This is a genomic window from Clostridium sp. AM25-23AC, assembly GCF_003435125.1.
GTDB classification, from domain to species: domain Bacteria; phylum Bacillota; class Clostridia; order Lachnospirales; family Lachnospiraceae; genus Pilosibacter; species Pilosibacter fragilis.
On the sequence record NZ_QWGI01000030.1, the window covers coordinates 481 to 17,855 of the forward strand.

Consider the following 17,375-nt stretch of genomic DNA (forward strand, 5'->3'; position numbering starts at 1 on the left):
TACTGAATGTGCATTACTGTCCAATTTTCTCATAAAATCAGCCTTTCCTTTTGCTTTCGACTGATTATATTATAACACAGGAACACTTGTTTGTCTATGCTTTCAGAACATTCGTTCTTCTATATTTGTTTTCATTTATATGCACAGATATGTGCAGTTTTAATATGCCAGATATTGCATGATTTTCCCAAAAGGCAATTCATCTCACCACCTAAAGAGGATGGGAGAATTCTTGCAAAGTGTTGTTAAATATAAAATATCTATTTTTAATCAAACAGTGTTATCTTTGTGATTGGGAATGTCTGGTCCTTCAGCGGCGCATGCCAGATTCCGTACCAGACATCTTCCAGCTTGTCACCGTCCGCTGCCAGGAAGCCGTAGACCTCGCTGTCAAATTCCGGGATCGCCACCGGGCCGTACAGCAGTGTGCTGCCATATTCGTTGTAGATATCCGATGCCATCTGATTCAGACGGTCGTCCGTCAGATATGCATCCTTGAAGCTGCCGTTTTCTTTATTCTCTCTGAGGATCTTGCAGACTTTTTCCGGAAGCTCCGTCACATCTCCATAGGTGTTGGAGTAGAGGTACATCGGATTCTTTTCCTTCATATACGCCTTCGGTGCCACCACGCAGCCATCCGCGCTTCCGAGAACTTCCGTATACTCATCGCCCTGTGTCACGATGGGACCAGCCTCTTCCAGGGTGTAGGCTGCCACCGGCTCCATTGTCGCAGAATCATCGGAGCCATTTATGTCGAAAGCAATGTATCCGAAGGAGCCGTGGAGGGAGATCCTGTCGATACTCACATAGTCGAGCTCCACTACCTGACCATAGGGCTGTTTTTTTGCGGTCTCGAGGTCCAAAATTGCGGCTTTTGTTCCTTCATCGGCGGAATTGTCAAGTTTACCGGCAAGAAAAATCGATGTCGGTCCGTCCGCACCGCCGATAATGCTTACTGATGTCGCCACCTGAGTTTTATTTTTCTTCCATATATAAAATGCCGTCGCAGCGGCTCCCGCAAGGACAAGGATGCCTGCTGCCGCCAGGATCTTCTTTTTGTCGTTCATGATCTCCCCTCTTTCTGTTTTGATCGTGATGTTGCCATATCCGGCATGAAGCAAAGCTGTCTGTATTATTTATAATACTATACAGTTATTACCTCCGCCTGTAAATTTCCTTAACTTTTTCTGTCCTTTTTCAGGCAGTATTACTGTCCAGCCACATCGTCTTCTTGCTTTCATATTCTTTTATCATAGTCACACTTCACCACGTTCTCTTGCATATCATGTCCATCCAGTATATACTTGAACCGATAATTGTAGCTGTGGGAAAGACATAACGCATAATGCTCACAGCAGATCACCAAATCACAAATGGGAAAGGGTTCTGTATTATGAACAACAAGGGATTGATCAAAGAAATTTTTGTCATGACCCTGGCTGACGCAATCACAGCCATAGCGGTTTTCTTTTTTCTGGTACCAAGCCACACATCAATCAGCAGTATTTCCGGTCTCGGAATTATTCTGACCCACTTTATCCCGCTTCCGCTTTCTGTGATCACGATGGCGCTCAACATCCTCCTGCTGATCATCGGATTTATTTTCTGCGGTAAGGAGTTCGGCGCAAAAACTGTGTACACGAGTGTCATGCTGCCGGTCTTCTTAGGTATTTTCGAGAAAATCTTTCCGGATTTTACGTCCCTCACTGGAAGTCAGGAGCTGGATGCGGTCTGCTATGTGCTGGTAGTCAGCATCGGTCTCGCGATGCTCTTTAACATGAATGCATCATCCGGTGGACTGGACATCGTTGCAAAGATCATGAACAAGTATCTGCATATGGATCTCGGAAAAGCAATGTCTCTCTCCGGCATGTGCGTGGCGCTTTCTTCCGCGTTCGTTTATGACAAAAAGACCGTCGTGCTCAGTGTACTCGGTACATATGTGAACGGAATCGTCCTCGATTACTTTATTTTTGACCAGAATGTCAAGAGACGTGTCTGCATTATCACGAAGAAAGAGGAAGAACTCCGCGAGTTCATTATTAACAATCTGCACAGCGGCGCAACGATCTATGAAGCGATCGGTGCGTATAATTTTGAGAAACACAATGAGATCATTACGATCGTGGATAAGCGTGAGTATCAGGCGCTGATGAACTATATCAGTTCCAGTGATCCGGAGGCATTTATCACGGTGTATAAGGTTTCGGATATCCGGTACCGGCCGAAGAAGATCAGTGCGTGATAGAATCAGCACTCTTCTTGGCCTTGGACACTTCTATCGTTTGCTTCTTCCGCTTTCCTTCCTCCCGCAGTGCCTTAAAGAAATCCTTCAGCATCTGTGAGCATTCCTCTCCCAACAGTCCTACTTCCGTCTCCACCTGGTGGTTGAATCCATCCTCGTGGAGCATGTCGAGCACGGATCCGGCACAACCGGCTTTTGGGTTCATGCAGCCGATCACCACCTTCGGAATTCTCGCCTGAACGATGGCTCCGGCGCACATCGGACATGGCTCCAAGGTCACGTACATCGTACAGTCCTCTAATCTCCAATCGCCGAGAATGCGGCAGGCCTTCCGCATCGCGATGATCTCCGCGTGGGCCAGTACATTTTTATCTACCGTCCGGCGGTTATATCCTCTCGCGATGATCCTTCCGTCATAGACAATCACGCAGCCGATGGGCACTTCCTTAAGCGCAGCCGCCTTTTTCGCCTGACGGATCGCTTCTTTCATATAATGTTCTTCTATCGTCATCTTTCTCATACGTTTCTCCAAATTCATTTCAAATACTCCTGCCTCTTATTTTACCGTATTTTTGATTTCTGGCAAGAGAAAATCACCCGATGTCCGGTCTTCTTCCCTTTTTCATGTGCAGAATGTCTAATAAATATCAATCTCGATTACAGCTTCTGTTTGATTCGTCAACAAACATACAACTTTATCCAGAAAATGGTAAAAGTTGTTGAAAATCACATTTCCAGTATGTTAATCTTGTATCACAAGATACGAGAAAAGCACTCATGAATCATCAATTTTTAACAAAGGAGAGGTAGTATGAAGAAAAAATTATTAGCACTCGGTCTCGCCGTTATGACGGTGGCTATGTCACTCGTGGGATGTTCGGAAAAGGCGGTTACATGGACGGTCACATGTCCCTGGGCTCCTTCCGGAGTCGCTGCTATGGTAAGCCAGAAGGCAGCAAGTCTTTCAAATACTTATTCTGATAAGATCATTCTCGTCGCTGACGCAGTAAAGGGTGACGCGGCAACGGTAAATAGCTGGGTTGCTGAAACGAAAGCAAACGATCCGGAACTCGTTTTCGCAGGTGAGGGACTTTTCTCCATCACCTCCATTCTTGATCCGGCAAAGATGCAGTTCACTTACGATGATTTCGAGTTTGTTGAAAACCTGTATTCTTCCGTTTTCGTTATGTCTGCTGATTCCAAGCTCAATATCAAGAATATTGATGATTTGAAGACATACATGGAGACAGGAAATCAGATCTCCATCGCTGCAAACGGCGCAACCGGTTCTGAAGCATTCCTCGCAGCCGCGTTATTCGGCTCAATGGGATACGGTGACCAGATCAAGATCGTTGCCTATAGCTCTGCTGCTGAGGCTGCACAGGCAGTTGCAAAGGGCGAGACAAACTTCGCAGTCTCCCACCAGTCCCAGATCCTTGAAACCTATCAGCAGGGCGGCGTTACCATCGTGTGCGCGTTCGACGGTGAAGACATTGCCGATGGTCCGTTCGCAGGAGTTGAGGGTGTTGGCAAATACGGTTATCCATACTTCAGAAACCGCTGCCTGATCCTCGCGAGAAAAGGTACTGACGCGAAGAAAGTTGCCGAGTTAAAAGAACTCTATGACAAGATTCTCGCAGATAAGAGCGTTACCGAGTGGCTTTCCGACACGATGCTTCTTGAAGTTGATACGATGACAAATGATCAGGTTCTTGAACATATCCAGAATGTACAGGATATCGTAAATGAGTACAAAGACCTGGTTGTCCAGTAAGTAACTTTTCAAAACCGGGATGCTGCAAAAGCGGCATCCCTCTTTTATTCTATGATGCCGGATATCCTGCGGCACGTTCCGCGGAAAGGAGAAAATCTTATGTTTAACGAGAAAAAATTAGATGAGCTCGCAACACGCATGAAGGAAAAAGAGATTTCGATCCCAACCGACCTCGCCGGATCCATCCTGTTCTTTCTCCTGGGCGCTGTCCTGTTTTTCATGCTGCCATCTCAGGTGCCGATTTCCGAAAATGATGTCATAAACGGGCGCGTCTTCCCAAAGCTTCTTTTTTCACTCATGATGATCTGCAGTGCAGTCCTCATCATCCAGAATATCATTAAAATTTCAAAAAAACAGCCGGTTCAAGTCAGCACCTTTAATCTTCTGACTGAGGTGAAGGCACTCATGATCCTGACGATCCTTTTTATCACTTATTTCATCTGCCGGATCACGGATCTGTTTGTTCTGGGAGCAATTTTCTGCTCCATTGCGTTCCTTGTCTATTTCCGCTGCAAAAAACGGTCCTACTATGCGATCACCATCGGAATGGCCGTGCTCATCTGGGCGGCATTCCGTTTCGGTCTGAACGTAAAATTTTAGGAAGGAGGAACAGAATATGCTCCAATATATCATCCCTGCTATGAAAATGCTGTTTACCGTTGAGAATTTCATCTGGATCAACCTGGGTGTCTTCATCGGTTCCGTCTTCGCGGCGATTCCCGGTCTGACCGTTATTCTCTGCATCATCCTGTTCCTGCCGTTTACCTACAAGATGACGGCGATCCCCGGCATGATGTTTCTTCTTGGAATCTACTGTGCCGGCGGATACGGCGGCAGCGTATCTGCAATTCTGATCAATACACCGGGTACTCCCCACGCGGCGACCACCATGCTGGATGGTCATCCGATGTCAGAAAAAGGCCGTACCAAGGCAGCGTTGAAGATTGCCCTTTACGCGTCCACCTTCGGCGGGATCTTCTCCGCACTGACTCTTTTATTTCTGGCTCCCCAGGTTGCAAAGGTCGCAGCAAACATCGGAACTGCCGAGTACTTCCTTGTCTGTGTCTTTGGGCTCACGATCATCGCCGGAATCTCCGGTAAAAGCATGATCAAAGGGATCATCTCAGCCTGCCTGGGCTTATTTATCTCCTGCATCGGCGCTGACCCGCAGACAAGCTATGACCGGTTTACCTTCGGAATTTCCAGACTTTATCTCGGACTTGATCTGGCGATCTGCCTCATCGGTCTCTTTGCCCTGATCGAGATCCTGAAAAAGGCAGAGTTAAAACCGGACCGTCTGAAGCTTGACACCTCAAAGATCATGGATGACGGAAAGATCACAAAGGACGAGTACAAGCGCATGGCCCGCCCGGCGCTGCTCTCTTCCATCATCGGTGTCATCATCGGAATCATTCCGGGTACCGGCGCTTCCATGGCATCCTGGTTCAGCTATGATGTAGCGAAAAATATGTCCAGACATAAAGAAGAATTCGGTCACGGCTCTGTTGAGGGAATCGCAGCGGCAGAAAGCGCCAACAACGCGGTTACCGGCGCTACACTGATCCCGCTTCTTACACTCGGTATCCCGGGCGACGGCTGTGTCGCGATCATGCTTTCCGCGCTTATGATCAATGGACTGAATCCTGGTTTGAGCCTGTTCACGACCCAGGGCGATATCATGTACGCCATCATGCTCGGACTGCTCTTCGTCAACCTGTTCATGTTTTTACAGGGCAAATATCTGACAAAGCTTTTTGCCAAAGTCGTATCGATCCCGCAGGAGATCCTGACTCCGATCATCGTGATCTTCTGCTTTGCAGGCGCTTACTCTGTCAATAAATCTTACTTTGACGTTGCCGTTACCCTGACGTTCGCAGTCATCGCGTGGCTTCTCTATAAGCTCGATTTTCCGACTGTTCCGATCCTGCTCGGTCTTGTTCTCGGAAACATGACAGAAACAAACTTCCGCCGGGCACTCCTGATCTCAGAAGGAAATCCTTCCATTTTTGTCAGCAGTCCATACTGCATCGCATTTATCATCCTGATCATCGGCGCTGTAGCAATGATCATCCGAAGCAAATTACGGGACCGGAACGTTCAGAAAGGGGCTTAACCATGAGAGAAAACATCATCTTCTATTTTACTGACCAGCAGAGGGCAGATACCTGCGGCTGTTTTGGACAGCCGTTAGATATCACTCCGAATCTCGACACACTGGCTGCGGGCGGTGTAAAATTCGACAACGCCTTTTCCCCGCAGCCGGTATGCGGTCCCTGCCGGGCATTATTCCAGACCGGAAAGTATCCGACAGAAACAGGCTGTTTCCGCAACAATATCATGCTTCCGAAGAACGTAAAAACTCTCGCGAATTATATCGAGGAAGCCGGTTACGAGACAGCTTACATCGGAAAATGGCATCTCGCAAGCGACGGTGAGCTTGAAAAACCGCCGACCATCGATCACACGATCACCGCTGTGCCGAAGGAACTCCGCGGCGGATATACCGGATTCTGGCGGGCGGCCGATGTGCTGGAATTCACCTCCCACGGATATGATGGATATGTGTTTGATGAGAACAATAACCAGATCGATTTTAAGGGCTATCGTCCAGACTGCATCACAGATCTGGCTCTTCAGTTCTTTGATCAGTATGACCGGAAAAAACCATTTTTCATGACGGTTTCCCAGATTGAACCGCATCATCAGAACGACCACAATCATTACGAAGGACCTGCCGGTTCCAAAGAAAAATATAAGGATTTCGTTCTTCCGGGCGATCTCGCCGCTTTAAAGGGAAATGCTGCCGAAGAATATCCTGATTACCTCGGTCAATGCGCAAGTCTTGATGAAAATCTCGGGAGACTTGTAAATCGCCTGAAAGAAGAGGGACTTTACGATAATACAGTGATCATCTTTGCCTCCGATCATGGTTCCCACTTTAAGACCAGAAACACCGATGAGCATTTAAACGGCTATGACGATTATAAGCGGAGCTGTCACGATGCCGCCACCCATGTCCCACTCGTGATCGCCGGCGGTGCGTTCAAAGGCGGAAAAGAAATCACGGAACTCGTCAGCACGGAAAGTCTTCCAAAAACGATCTTAGCCATCGCCGGGGTCGATGTCGGCGATGCCATGATCGGTGAGAATCTTCTTGACGTAGTTCAGGGAAAGACCGATAATAGAGCTAACGAAGTTTATTCACAGATCTCCGAAAGCCGTGTCGGCCGTTCGATTCGCACCGAGGACTACATGTACGCGGTATATGCGCCGGGAAAGAACGGCGGGGAATACGCGTCCGCAGACCTCTACGCAGACGATTTTCTCTACGATCTGAAAAAGGATCCATATGAACTTACAAATCTGATCCATGACCATGCTTATGACTCTGTTCGTCTGAAAATGAGAGAGAAGCTGCTCGCATGGATCGAAAAAGCGGAGCATACGCGGCCAGTAATCGTTGATCAGGCGTAATGCCGCAAAACAACTGGGATGTATCATCCGGCAGGACATGCTGTCAGTGTGTTTTGCCGGATTTTTGTCAGGGGGGACTCCATATGCTTGATTCTGGTATACAGCCAGGCCGGAAAAAGGCCGATAAAATTTACAACTGGCTTCGGGCTTACATCGATGAAAATAAATTTTCTTCCAACCAGAGGCTTCCATCTGAAAATGAACTCTGCCGCAGACTGGATGTAAGCCGCGAAACAGTACGTGCCGCCATGGCACGGCTCGTCGAGGAAAATCTCGTTACCCGTGTCAAGGGAAGTGGAACCTACATCAATAAAGATGCCGCCGTTTCCGGACCCGCCAGAAGTTTAAACGCTGAATATAAGATCGGACTGATCCTTCAAGGGCAGGACTCTCACGCAAATTCCCGCCTGATCGATGGGATCCGTGATGTGATGTCTGACACAGACGTAGATCTTCAGATCTTTTTTACAGACAATAAATTTTCCAACGAGAGAAACTGTCTCGATGTGGTAGCACATCAGGGATTCGACGGGTTTATTGTGGACGGGGTAAAGGCAAGTCTCTTAAATCCCAATCTTGACTGCTATCGGAACATCTTTGCGAAAAAGATCCCGGTCATCTTTTACAACAACTACTATAAAGAATTAAATTATCCCCGCGTGATTAACAATGACTACAAATGCGCCAGAGAATTGATCGGTCTTTTAACCAGAGCGGGGCACAAAAAAATTGCCGGGATCTTCGTCTACGACAATTATCAGAGCATTGAAAAGTTCCGTGGTTATGTAGGCTCTCTCCGCAGCGCAGGACTGAAATTCGAGGATGATTACATCAAATGGTGTATTTCCAACGAAGCCCATGCCGATGGATTCTACAAGGAAATCGGCAAGTTCTTAAAGGGACTTCCGAAGTGTACCGCCATTGTCTGCTGCAACTACATGATCCTGCAGTCTGTCCTGCATTTTCTTCAGGAAAACGGTAAATCCGTCCCAAACGATTATTCTCTGGTCTGCTTTGACTATTCCGGTCAAGACTGGGAACGCAGTGGAATTACCTGTTCCATTCATCCGGGTTATGATATGGGAATTCAGGTTGGCAAACGCCTGCTAAAGATGATTCAGAATCATGAATACTGCGGAAACGGATACTCATATCTCATGGATCTGCGGATCTATGAGGGATGTTCCATCCGGAAATTATGACATAATGAGCCCAAAAGGAAAATGTTTTTGAGGAGAGCAAAACCATGAAACACCTGACCATCATGCTGAAACCGGCATCTTCACTCTGCAATCTACGCTGTAAATACTGTTTTTATGCGGATATTACGAGTCTCAGAGAGGTTTCCTCTTTCGGAGTCATGAAAGAGTCCGCAATGACCGCTGTCATGGATCATATATTTATAGATCTTGATGATGGGGACTATCTAACACTGTCATTTCAGGGCGGTGAACCGATGCTTGCGGGACTTCCTTTTTACCGGAATCTGGTACAGTATATTGCGGGAAAAAAACGAAATATCCATATAAACTATACCCTTCAGACCAACGGAATTCTTCTGGATGATGACTGGTGCAAGTTTCTTGCCAAATACGGGTTTCTCATCGGAATCTCCCTGGATATTCTCCCGGAAAGCCACGACGCGGTCCGGGTCGACACAGCCGGACAGGGAACGTACGAACAGGTTCTTCGTTCCATCTCCCTGTTGAAGAAATATCACATCGAGCATAACGTGCTCTGCACCTTGACGCGGCAGACAGCAAGACATCCCGCGAAGGTCTGGGCACAAATCAAAAAGCTGGATCTGTCTTATATCCAGTTTACCCCCTGCCTTGGAGATCTCAATTCTCCCGGCTCTTCCGCATATGCCCTGACCCCGGAACGCTTTTTTCACTTTTATTCTGATCTTTTTGATCTCTGGTACCGGGATTTCGCCACGGGAAATTACCGGAGCATCAAGCTATTTGACGATCTTCTTCAGTTGCTTGCAAAGGGGCTCGTGACTTCCTGCGGAATCAGCGGGTACTGCCAGCCCCAGATCGTCGTGGAAGCGGACGGAAGCGCTTATCCCTGCGATTTCTACTGTCTCGACCAGTTCCGGCTCGGCAGCCTGGTTTCTGACTCTCTGCGGACGATCTATGAAAAGTCCGCAGTGTCTCCATGTAAGGTCAGAGATCTGCTTCCGGAATTATGTTCCGCCTGTCAGTATCGAAAATTTTGTGGCGGCGGATGTAAACGCATGCAGCGGGAAACTGCATGTATGCCTGGTGATACATTCTGTGGTTATCAGGCGTTCCTGGACCACGCGCTCCGCCCGCTCATGCAGATTGCTGCCGGAATACCCGGCTAAAAGGAAGGATTATGGAAAATAGAAAGAAAATTCTTATGAAGCTTTTCGTCTCGACCCTGTATCTCAGCGCTTTTACGTTCGGCGGGGGATATGTGATCGTGACCTTGATGAAGAAAAAATTTGTAGATGAATACCACTGGATCGAGGAGAACGAGATGCTGGACCTTGTTGCGATCGCGCAGTCAGCTCCGGGGCCAATCGCCGTCAATGGGGCGATCGTGGTCGGTTATAAACTGGCCGGGATGACCGGCGTGGTCACAGCGATCATCGGCACGATCATCCCTCCGTTCCTCGTTATCTCCCTGATCTCGGTCTGCTACAACGCGTTCCGTGACAACTTTATCGTCAGCCAGATGCTTTCCGGCATGCAGGCCGGTGTCGGGGCTGTGATCGCCTCTGTGACATATGAGATGGGGGCGGGAATTGTCCACGGGAAGAATGCCGTCTCCATGTGCATCATGGCTGCCGCTTTTCTTGCTTCCTGCGTTTTTCATGTCAACGTCGTCTTCGTTGTCATCGCCTGCGGGCTGATCGGCGCGCTGCGGACACTTGCGGCGGAAAGGAGAGCACAAAAATGATCTATCTACAGCTTTTCTTGAGTTTTCTGCAGATCGGCATGTTCAGCTTCGGCGGCGGGTATGCGGCAATGCCGCTGATCCAGGGACAGGTCGTGACTGCCCATCACTGGCTTTCGATGGAGGAATTCACGGATCTGATCACGATCTCCCAGATGACACCGGGACCCATCGCCATCAATTCCGCAACCTTTGTCGGAACAAAGATTGCGGGAACCGGGGGCGCCCTCGCGGCCACCTTCGGATGCATCCTGCCGTCCTGCATCATCGTGACCTGTATCGCCAGACTATACTTAAAATACAGAAATCTGGCACTCTTACAGGGGATCTTAAACTCCCTGCGTCCCGCGGTCGTCGCTTTGATCGCCTCTGCCGGGATCTCGATCCTCATCACCGCGTTCTGGGGCAGTCAGGCAGCGGTCGCCCTCGCGAACACAAACTGGCTTCTTGTTGTGATCTTCGCTGTCTGCGTTGTCCTGCTTCAGAAGTTTAAAATGAACCCGATCTGGGTGATGGTGCTAGCCGGAGTCATAAAGACCGTCGTTTCCCTGATCGTCAACGTATTCTAAGGTCCGTATACCAGTACCCAAACCGTCCGTCTCCCACGGGCTGGCGTCTGGAGAGGACGAAATTCGGGAAGCCGAACATCGTTGCCATATATTTTTCACTGCTGTAATAGTGGCCCGGAACCCCTAAGAGGTATCGGGCTTTCTTTTTGTTTCCGCCGAGTTTTACGAGGATCAGGTAGCGGAAATTGTAGTAACCGTGGAGAAGAAAGCTGTTGTTTCCGTGGATCCAGCACTCCCGCGGAAGTTTTCCGATGTCCTGGGGGCGGATCGTTAAGATATCGCATCCGTCCTCATACTCGAATGGCTGGATCTTCGGGTATGATTTTTTTAGTTCTTCCCAGAGTTTTTCCGGGTCCGCTGCAAGATCCTCAGTCTCCTGTAAATAACGCAGGACTTCCGGATTTTCGAGTTCCGGGGAGACCATGGGGGCTGGGGCGGCATTTGTCCGCGCTGTCTGGCTGTTTTGCGGCCGGGAGGGACATGGTGCAGCCGATGCAGGGGCAGTTATCTGAGTTTGAGTCTCCGCTGATGAAGCAGACTTGGACATTACCGGCTGCCCACCCACAGGATTTTGCGTTGCATTCTTCATCGACCGCATCGGATCCTGACGCGATTCTTCTGGTTGTTCTGTTATTTCTGCCCGATCTGTCTTTTCCTCTGCCTGGTCGATCTCTTCGGTTTCCTCCGACAGGTATACCATCCCATGCTCTTCACTATTCTCTTCCTGCTTCGGCTTCTCATCCTTTTCTGCATCATCCTGCACCGTTGTCTCACCCTGTGCCGATGAAGCTTCTTCCGTCTCCTGCGCTTCATCCCGCAGCTCCGCCGCATGCGCAGTCTTTTCCTCCTGTTCCCGGCGTTCCTCCTCTTTGGCGATCTCGGCCTCGATCTCTTTTACTACTTTTGAGACTGCCTGCGGTGTCATCTCTTTTTCTGCTTCCGGCAACATCTCCGCAGTAAATTTCGGCACAGAAAGAACTGGATTCTCCCCGGTATTTCCCTCTTCTGCTGCCAGCGCGTCCTCCCAGATCGTCTTGTAGCACCGCCAGGAATTTTTCACGTCATGGACCGAGAGTCCGAAATATGTATCAAGACCTGTTCCTGTTCCTTCCACGTTCTTCGTGTCCACATTCGCACGGAATTCCCCGTTTCCGCCCCGCACGAACACATTCCCTAGAAATGTCTCGCGACCGCCTGTCCCCAAAAGGTACACTCCGATGGCGTTTCCGCCCATATAGATCCGCTTCACGTTCACATTGATCCTGCACTGCCCGTTCCGCGCCTCCAGCTTCGCGAATCCCACATTTTTTCCTTTTTGTTTTCCTTCGTACTCGTAAATATAAGAAATCAGTCTGCGATAATCTGCCATAATCAAAAACACTCCTTCTGCACTTATGTATATGCGGAAGGAGTATTCTTCATGATCATTCTATGAAATTTATCATTTGATATTTTTTATTACTTACGGATCGCGCCGGACTTCACAGCCGCCTCAGCCACACGCTTTGCGACATGCTCCGCAACGCCTTCTTCGAGGGCACCTGGGATAATGTACTCTGCGGAGAGTTTATCCGGTGTTACGAGTTCTGCGATGGCCTGGGCTGCAGCTACTTTCATATCATAGTTGATGTCTCTTGCGCCGCAGTCTAACGCGCCGCGGAAGATTCCCGGGAACGCGAGGACGTTGTTGATCTGGTTTGGAAAATCGGAGCGGCCGGTTCCCATAACCTTTACACCTGCTGCCATCGCCTCATCGTACATGATCTCCGGGTTCGGGTTTGCCATTGCGAATACGATCGGATCCTTCGCCATTGTTTTGATCATTTCCGGTTTCAGTGCGCCTGCTACGGACACACCGATAAATACGTCCGCACCGACGAGGGCATCAGCCAGTGTTCCGCGCTTATCCTCAAGGTTTGTGATATCGCAGAGCATCTTCTTGTGATCTTTAATGCCGACTCCGCGGTCTTTGTAGAGGATTCCGTTCTCATCACATGCGATGATGTTCTTTACGCCTGTCGCAAGCAACATCTTGATGATCGCGGTTCCGGCAGATCCCGGTCCGTTTAATACGACATGGATCTCATCGATCTTCTTTCCGACAACTTTTAATGCATTTAAGAGGGCTGCCGTAACGACAACAGCGGTACCGTGCTGGTCATCGTGGAATACCGGGATATCGAGCTCTTTCTCCAGGCGCGCCTCTACCTCGAAGCACTTCGGGGAAGCAATGTCTTCCAGGTTGATTCCGCCGAAGCACGGAGCGATGTATTTTACTGCTTTGATGATCTCTTCTGTGTCTGTGGTGTCAAGGCAGATCGGGAACGCGTCAACGCCGCCGAACTCTTTAAAGAGGACTGCCTTTCCTTCCATAACCGGCATAGCGGCTTCCGGTCCGATGTTTCCGAGGCCTAAAACTGCGGTTCCGTCGGAGACAACCGCTACCAGATTGCCCTTTGCGGTGTATTTGTAAACGTCTTTCTTATTATCATGGATCTTTCTGCACGGCTCCGCAACGCCTGGTGTATAGGCTGTGCTTAAGTCATCTCTCGTCTTTACCGGAACCTTGCTGACAACTTCGATCTTTCCATGATGTTCCTCATGGAGCTTTAACGCTGCTTCATTGAAATTCATTGCGCTTCCTCCTGCGAATTCGTTTTCGTTGCTGAACTGTCTTTCCGTTTCATATCCAGAATGGCTTACATTTTGCCATTTCTGACAGCCATATTCTTTCATGCTATTTCAATGTATCTTTTCCTAACAGTTCTTTATCTGCTTAATTTCGAGTTTACCACAATCACTTTAAAAAGGAAACTGCTTTTTACTGTGTTTTCCCACTCGCTCTTTCTTGGCAGAGATGCTGTATTACCACACCGCCACCGAACCGTCCGCCCGCGGCTCCGTCGCCCCACAGAGCACGCCGTTCTCATCCCGCCAGATAATCTGTCCACGGCCAAAGGTCAGGGAACTCTCCAGAACTTCCATCTCATGTCCGCGGCGCTTCAGTTCTTCCACGATCTCCGCCGGAAATGTTTTCTCCACCTGGATCTTCTTTCCGCCGACCCACTGCCATCTGGGCACATCTAAAGTCTCTTGCGGATTCATCATGAAATCCAGCGTGTTCATGATTACCTGCACATGTCCCTGGGGCTGCATGAAACCACCCATGACGCCGAACGGCCCCACAGCTTTTCCATCCTTCATCAGAAATCCCGGAATGATCGTGTGAAGGGACTTCTTTCCCGGTCCCAGGCAGTTTTCCATGTCCTCGTCCAGAGTAAAATTTGCCCCGCGGTTCTGCAGCGCGATTCCTGTCCCCGGGATCACGATGCCGGAGCCAAATCCCATATAGTTGCTCTGGATGTAGGAGACCATGTTTCCTTCCCCGTCCGCCGTGCAGAGATAGATCGTTCCGCCGCGGAACGGATCGCCTGGCTCCGGATCTTGCGCCATTTCCCCGATCAGGGATCTCCGCTCTGCCGCGTATTCATCCGACAGAAGCGTCTCCACCGGCGCGCGCATATACCCCGGATCCGCCACATACCGGTTGCCGTCCGCGAATGCCAGCTTCATCGCCTCCAGCTGCTTGTGCACCGTGTCCACACAGCTTCGGTCCGTGAAGGAATATCCTTTCAGGATATTTAACGCCATCAGCGCGATGATTCCGTCCCCGTTCGGCGGGATCTCGCAGACATCATATCCCCGGTAATTTACATGGATCGGCTTTACCCACTCACACCAGTAGTTCTCCAAGTCCGATTTTCGGAGATAACCGCCGGTCTTTCTCGAATATGCGTCGATCTGATCCCCAAGTTCTCCCTGATAGAACGCCTTTGCGTGAGTTTTCGCGATCTTTTCTAACGTCTTCGCATGAGCTTCCGATTTCCAAATCTCTCCCGGCTGTGAGGCATGTCCGTCCCGGGCGAACGTGTCGAACCAGGGCTTAAAGCACTCGTCCTTGAGTGTCCCGGAAAATTCCTTGTATGCATTGTTCCAAAGCTTTGAGATCACCGGACTCACCGGATATCCCTCTCTCGCGTATGTAACTGCCGGCTCCATCACCTTCTCAAGCGTCAGTCTTCCAAACTTTTCCGAGAGCTCTGCCCAGGCCGAAGGAGCGCCTGGGACCATCACCGGAATCCAGCCACGCTTCGGCATCGCGGTGTATCCCTGCTTTTTTACCTTCTCTGCCGTGATCGCCATGGGCGCTCTTCCACTGGCATTGAGGCCGTGAAGCTCCCCTTTCGTCCAGACCAGGGCAAAGGCATCGCTTCCGATCCCGTTGGAGGTCGGCTCCAGCACGGTCATACAGGCCGCTGTGGCGATCGCCGCGTCAATGGCATTTCCTCCCTGTTTTATGATATCAAGCCCCGCCTGTGCCGCCAGCGGCTGGCTCGTGCAGACCATGCCTTTCCGGCCGTATATCACGCTTCTTCGCGATGGATAGTCGTTTTTCAGCGTGTCAAATTTCAGCATAGTTTTCTCCTCCAGGTCTATTATTTTCTGCAAACAGGTCATCGCCTGTTCCAGCTGCGTGGATTATAGATCTATATGTCGAAATCGTACCACTTTAACGTATTAAATGTCAATCTGTAAAAAGATAATGTGCCCCAACATATTTTCATGTCACAGGCAGACTTTTCACGATCTTCTGCTTTGTCTCGTCATACAAAAACGGTGCAGGAACTTTTTCCCGCACCGCAGCTTCTACTCTAATATAAAATTCTCCACCAGCCTCTTCGTAAATTCCGCCTTCGGATGCCCGATCACATCCTCCGTCCGGCCGGTCTCCACGAATTTTCCTTCTTCCATGACCGCGATCTCATCGCAGAACCAGCGGACCACATCGAGGTCGTGGGAGATGAACAGGTAGCTGAGACCCAGTTTTTCCTGGAGCTCCTTTAAGAGTGTCATGACCTGGGCTTGCACGGAGACATCCAGCATGCTGGTAGGCTCGTCCAGGATCAGGATCTTTGGATCCAGGGAGAGAGCCCTGGCGATCATGATGCGCTGTGCCTCGCCTCCGCTGATCTGGTGTGGATAGCGGTCCAGAAGTTCTTCCCCGAGGTCTACCAGGTCCAAAAGCTCTTTTACACGTTTCTTTCTTCCGTCTTTGTCATACATTTTATGGATGATCATCGGCTCTTCCAAACTGTAACCGATCTTTTTGGCCGGATCTAAGGATGTTTCCGGGTGCTGGAAGATGATCTGGATCGTCCCGTCGATCTCGATGGTGCCGGAATCCGGCTTGATCAGGGAGAGCAGCATGTTGGCGATCGTGGACTTTCCACAGCCGGAATTCCCGACAATTCCGAATGTCTCCCCGTTGCAAATCGTAAAGGACACATCTTTTACCGCATCCACACGGGTCTTCCTGATGATTCCGCCCGTAAATGTCTTGCAGATATGGCTGACCTTAAGCATACAGGACACACCTCACTTTCCGTCCATCCGGAAGCTCCGCCTCCGGGAGCGACCCGTTTTTGCAGGCGTCCGCCGCATACGGACATCGCGGATAAAAACTGCAGCCGGAGTTTCCTTCGTTCTTCCTCACCGCGCGCCCGATGGGGTTCATTCCTTTCGCCGGAAGCGACGCGACCAGTCCTTTCGTGTACGGGTGAGCCGGATGTTCCAGGATCGTCCTCGTGTCCCCGACCTCCATAATACTTCCTTTATAGAGCACCATCAGCCGGTCGCAGAGCACGCCCGCCAGGGCGATATCGTGGGTGATCACGATCATTCCTTCGGTGTCCGTCTCGGAGATCTCCTTCAGTACCTGGTAGACCTGCCGCCTTAAGATGGCGTCCAGACCTTTTGTCGGCTCATCGGCGATGGCCCACTTCGGCCGGTTCATGAGTCCCATGGCGGAGATCACACGCTGGTTCATGCCGCCGCTGAGCTGAAAGGAGTAGGCGCGGCTGATCCGGTCCGGGTCAGCGAATCCAAACCGGCGCAGGAACTCATCCCGCCGGGAATTTGCGAGTTCTTTATCCTTATTTCCATGGACAGTCATGCACTCCGTGAGCTGTTTTCCGATTCTCCGGATCGGGTTTAACGACTCCGTGGGATTCTGTGGGATCAGGGCGATCTCTTTTCCGCGGATCTCCTGCATCTCCTTTTCCGGCAGCCGGTACAGATCCATGCCCTTATACATGCAGGTTCCTTCCACCTTCGCCTGACCGGAGAGAAGTCCTAAAATGGACATGCCGAGAAGTGATTTTCCGCTGCCGCTCTCCCCGATGAGTCCGGTGACACTGCCCGCCGGGAAGTACGCGTTGACGCCCTCCATGGCATGTACCGTCTCGCCGCCGTCCTGGAAGGAGACGGAGAGATTCCGGATCTCAATGTCGCTTTTTTCTCCTGTTTTCCATTCTTTTCTATCTTCCAT

16 protein-coding genes are annotated in these 17,375 nt (G+C 50.0%); 9 read left to right on the forward strand and 7 right to left on the reverse strand.

Annotated elements, in window-relative coordinates; genetic code table 11:
* Nucleotides 1-266 precede the first annotated feature (266 nt).
* Entirely contained in the window at nt 267-1,067 is an 801-nt protein-coding gene (locus DW677_RS18385) for a hypothetical protein (RefSeq protein ID WP_117567696.1), read from the reverse strand.
* 326 nt (nt 1,068-1,393) lie between these two features.
* On the opposite strand from DW677_RS18385, the gene DW677_RS14785 reads away from it, so the two are divergent.
* On the forward strand, nt 1,394-2,245 hold the full coding sequence (locus DW677_RS14785; protein ID WP_117470007.1) for a YitT family protein: 852 nt from the start codon (nt 1,394-1,396) through the stop codon (nt 2,243-2,245).
* On the opposite strand, the gene tadA is transcribed toward DW677_RS14785, so the two are convergent.
* On the reverse strand, nt 2,235-2,756 hold the full coding sequence (gene tadA / locus DW677_RS14790; RefSeq protein ID WP_207658695.1) for a tRNA adenosine(34) deaminase TadA: 522 nt from the start codon (nt 2,754-2,756) through the stop codon (nt 2,235-2,237). The two genes, DW677_RS14785 and tadA, sit on opposite strands and share 11 nt — an antisense overlap.
* Nucleotides 2,757-3,056: 300 nt before the next feature.
* On the opposite strand from tadA, the gene DW677_RS14795 reads away from it, so the two are divergent.
* The 8 genes from DW677_RS14795 (at nt 3,057) to DW677_RS14830 (ending at nt 10,987) form a co-directional block, all read left to right on the forward strand.
* The gene (locus tag DW677_RS14795; RefSeq protein WP_117470006.1) at nt 3,057-4,019 is read left to right on the forward strand and encodes a hypothetical protein; all 963 of its coding nucleotides are present in this window, start codon (nt 3,057-3,059) and stop codon (nt 4,017-4,019) included.
* A 99-nt stretch (nt 4,020-4,118) separates the two neighbouring features.
* Nucleotides 4,119-4,619: a tripartite tricarboxylate transporter TctB family protein gene (locus DW677_RS14800; protein ID WP_117504793.1), complete on the forward strand. Its 501-nt coding sequence runs from the start codon at nt 4,119-4,121 to the stop codon at nt 4,617-4,619.
* A 16-nt stretch (nt 4,620-4,635) separates the two neighbouring features.
* Nucleotides 4,636-6,132 carry a tripartite tricarboxylate transporter permease gene (locus DW677_RS14805; RefSeq protein WP_117504795.1) on the forward strand — a complete coding sequence of 499 codons (1,497 nt, stop codon included), beginning with the start codon at nt 4,636-4,638 and terminating at the stop codon, nt 6,130-6,132.
* Nucleotides 6,133-6,134: 2 nt separating this feature from the next.
* Nucleotides 6,135-7,493 carry a sulfatase-like hydrolase/transferase gene (locus DW677_RS14810; RefSeq protein WP_117470004.1) on the forward strand — a complete coding sequence of 453 codons (1,359 nt, stop codon included), beginning with the start codon at nt 6,135-6,137 and terminating at the stop codon, nt 7,491-7,493.
* Nucleotides 7,494-7,576: 83 nt separating this feature from the next.
* Nucleotides 7,577-8,695, forward strand: coding sequence for a GntR family transcriptional regulator (locus DW677_RS14815; protein WP_117567697.1), 1,119 nt, complete (start codon nt 7,577-7,579; stop codon nt 8,693-8,695).
* A 44-nt stretch (nt 8,696-8,739) separates the two neighbouring features.
* Nucleotides 8,740-9,843 carry a radical SAM protein gene (locus DW677_RS14820; protein ID WP_117483934.1) on the forward strand — a complete coding sequence of 368 codons (1,104 nt, stop codon included), beginning with the start codon at nt 8,740-8,742 and terminating at the stop codon, nt 9,841-9,843.
* An 11-nt stretch (nt 9,844-9,854) separates the two neighbouring features.
* Nucleotides 9,855-10,421 carry a chromate transporter gene (locus tag DW677_RS14825; protein ID WP_117483933.1) on the forward strand — a complete coding sequence of 189 codons (567 nt, stop codon included), beginning with the start codon at nt 9,855-9,857 and terminating at the stop codon, nt 10,419-10,421.
* Nucleotides 10,418-10,987, forward strand: a complete 570-nt coding sequence (locus DW677_RS14830; RefSeq protein ID WP_117470001.1) for a chromate transporter — start codon at nt 10,418-10,420, stop codon at nt 10,985-10,987. Before DW677_RS14825 ends, DW677_RS14830 begins: the two co-directional genes overlap by 4 nt.
* Here DW677_RS14830 and DW677_RS14835 read toward each other — a convergent pair.
* The 5 genes from DW677_RS14835 to DW677_RS14855 all read right to left on the reverse strand — a co-directional run bounded on the left by DW677_RS14835 (nt 10,974) and on the right by DW677_RS14855 (nt 17,375).
* The gene (locus DW677_RS14835; protein ID WP_117504800.1) at nt 10,974-12,356 is read right to left on the reverse strand and encodes a DUF6128 domain-containing protein; all 1,383 of its coding nucleotides are present in this window, start codon (nt 12,354-12,356) and stop codon (nt 10,974-10,976) included. The two genes, DW677_RS14830 and DW677_RS14835, sit on opposite strands and share 14 nt — an antisense overlap.
* An 89-nt stretch (nt 12,357-12,445) precedes the next feature.
* Entirely contained in the window at nt 12,446-13,621 is a 1,176-nt protein-coding gene (locus tag DW677_RS14840) for a malic enzyme-like NAD(P)-binding protein (RefSeq protein ID WP_117470029.1), read from the reverse strand.
* A 231-nt stretch (nt 13,622-13,852) separates the two neighbouring features.
* The gene (locus tag DW677_RS14845) at nt 13,853-15,463 is read right to left on the reverse strand and encodes a gamma-glutamyltransferase family protein (protein WP_117567698.1); all 1,611 of its coding nucleotides are present in this window, start codon (nt 15,461-15,463) and stop codon (nt 13,853-13,855) included.
* Nucleotides 15,464-15,694: 231 nt separating this feature from the next.
* A complete protein-coding gene (locus tag DW677_RS14850; protein ID WP_117567699.1) occupies nt 15,695-16,411 on the reverse strand; it encodes an ATP-binding cassette domain-containing protein in 717 nt (238 codons plus the stop codon).
* Nucleotides 16,404-17,375, reverse strand: coding sequence for an ABC transporter ATP-binding protein (locus DW677_RS14855; protein ID WP_117567700.1), 972 nt, complete (start codon nt 17,373-17,375; stop codon nt 16,404-16,406). The genes DW677_RS14850 and DW677_RS14855 overlap by 8 nt, the downstream gene beginning before the upstream one ends.

Coding starts and splice junctions, on each gene's coding strand:
- DW677_RS14795 (WP_117470006.1), top strand. CDS start 3,057: ATGAAGAAAAAATTATTAGCACTCGGTCTCGCCGTTATGACGGTGGCT.
- DW677_RS14845 (WP_117567698.1), bottom strand. CDS start 15,463: ATGCTGAAATTTGACACGCTGAAAAACGACTATCCATCGCGAAGAAGC.
- DW677_RS14800 (WP_117504793.1), top strand. CDS start 4,119: ATGTTTAACGAGAAAAAATTAGATGAGCTCGCAACACGCATGAAGGAA.
- DW677_RS14855 (WP_117567700.1), bottom strand. CDS start 17,375: ATGGAAGATAGAAAAGAATGGAAAACAGGAGAAAAAAGCGACATTGAG.
- DW677_RS14850 (WP_117567699.1), bottom strand. CDS start 16,411: ATGCTTAAGGTCAGCCATATCTGCAAGACATTTACGGGCGGAATCATC.
- DW677_RS14835 (WP_117504800.1), bottom strand. CDS start 12,356: ATGGCAGATTATCGCAGACTGATTTCTTATATTTACGAGTACGAAGGA.
- tadA (WP_207658695.1), bottom strand. CDS start 2,756: ATGACGATAGAAGAACATTATATGAAAGAAGCGATCCGTCAGGCGAAA.
- DW677_RS14820 (WP_117483934.1), top strand. CDS start 8,740: ATGAAACACCTGACCATCATGCTGAAACCGGCATCTTCACTCTGCAAT.
- DW677_RS14810 (WP_117470004.1), top strand. CDS start 6,135: ATGAGAGAAAACATCATCTTCTATTTTACTGACCAGCAGAGGGCAGAT.
- DW677_RS14805 (WP_117504795.1), top strand. CDS start 4,636: ATGCTCCAATATATCATCCCTGCTATGAAAATGCTGTTTACCGTTGAG.
- DW677_RS14785 (WP_117470007.1), top strand. CDS start 1,394: ATGAACAACAAGGGATTGATCAAAGAAATTTTTGTCATGACCCTGGCT.
- DW677_RS14815 (WP_117567697.1), top strand. CDS start 7,577: ATGCTTGATTCTGGTATACAGCCAGGCCGGAAAAAGGCCGATAAAATT.
- DW677_RS18385 (WP_117567696.1), bottom strand. CDS start 1,067: ATGAACGACAAAAAGAAGATCCTGGCGGCAGCAGGCATCCTTGTCCTT.
- DW677_RS14840 (WP_117470029.1), bottom strand. CDS start 13,621: ATGAATTTCAATGAAGCAGCGTTAAAGCTCCATGAGGAACATCATGGA.
- DW677_RS14825 (WP_117483933.1), top strand. CDS start 9,855: ATGGAAAATAGAAAGAAAATTCTTATGAAGCTTTTCGTCTCGACCCTG.
- DW677_RS14830 (WP_117470001.1), top strand. CDS start 10,418: ATGATCTATCTACAGCTTTTCTTGAGTTTTCTGCAGATCGGCATGTTC.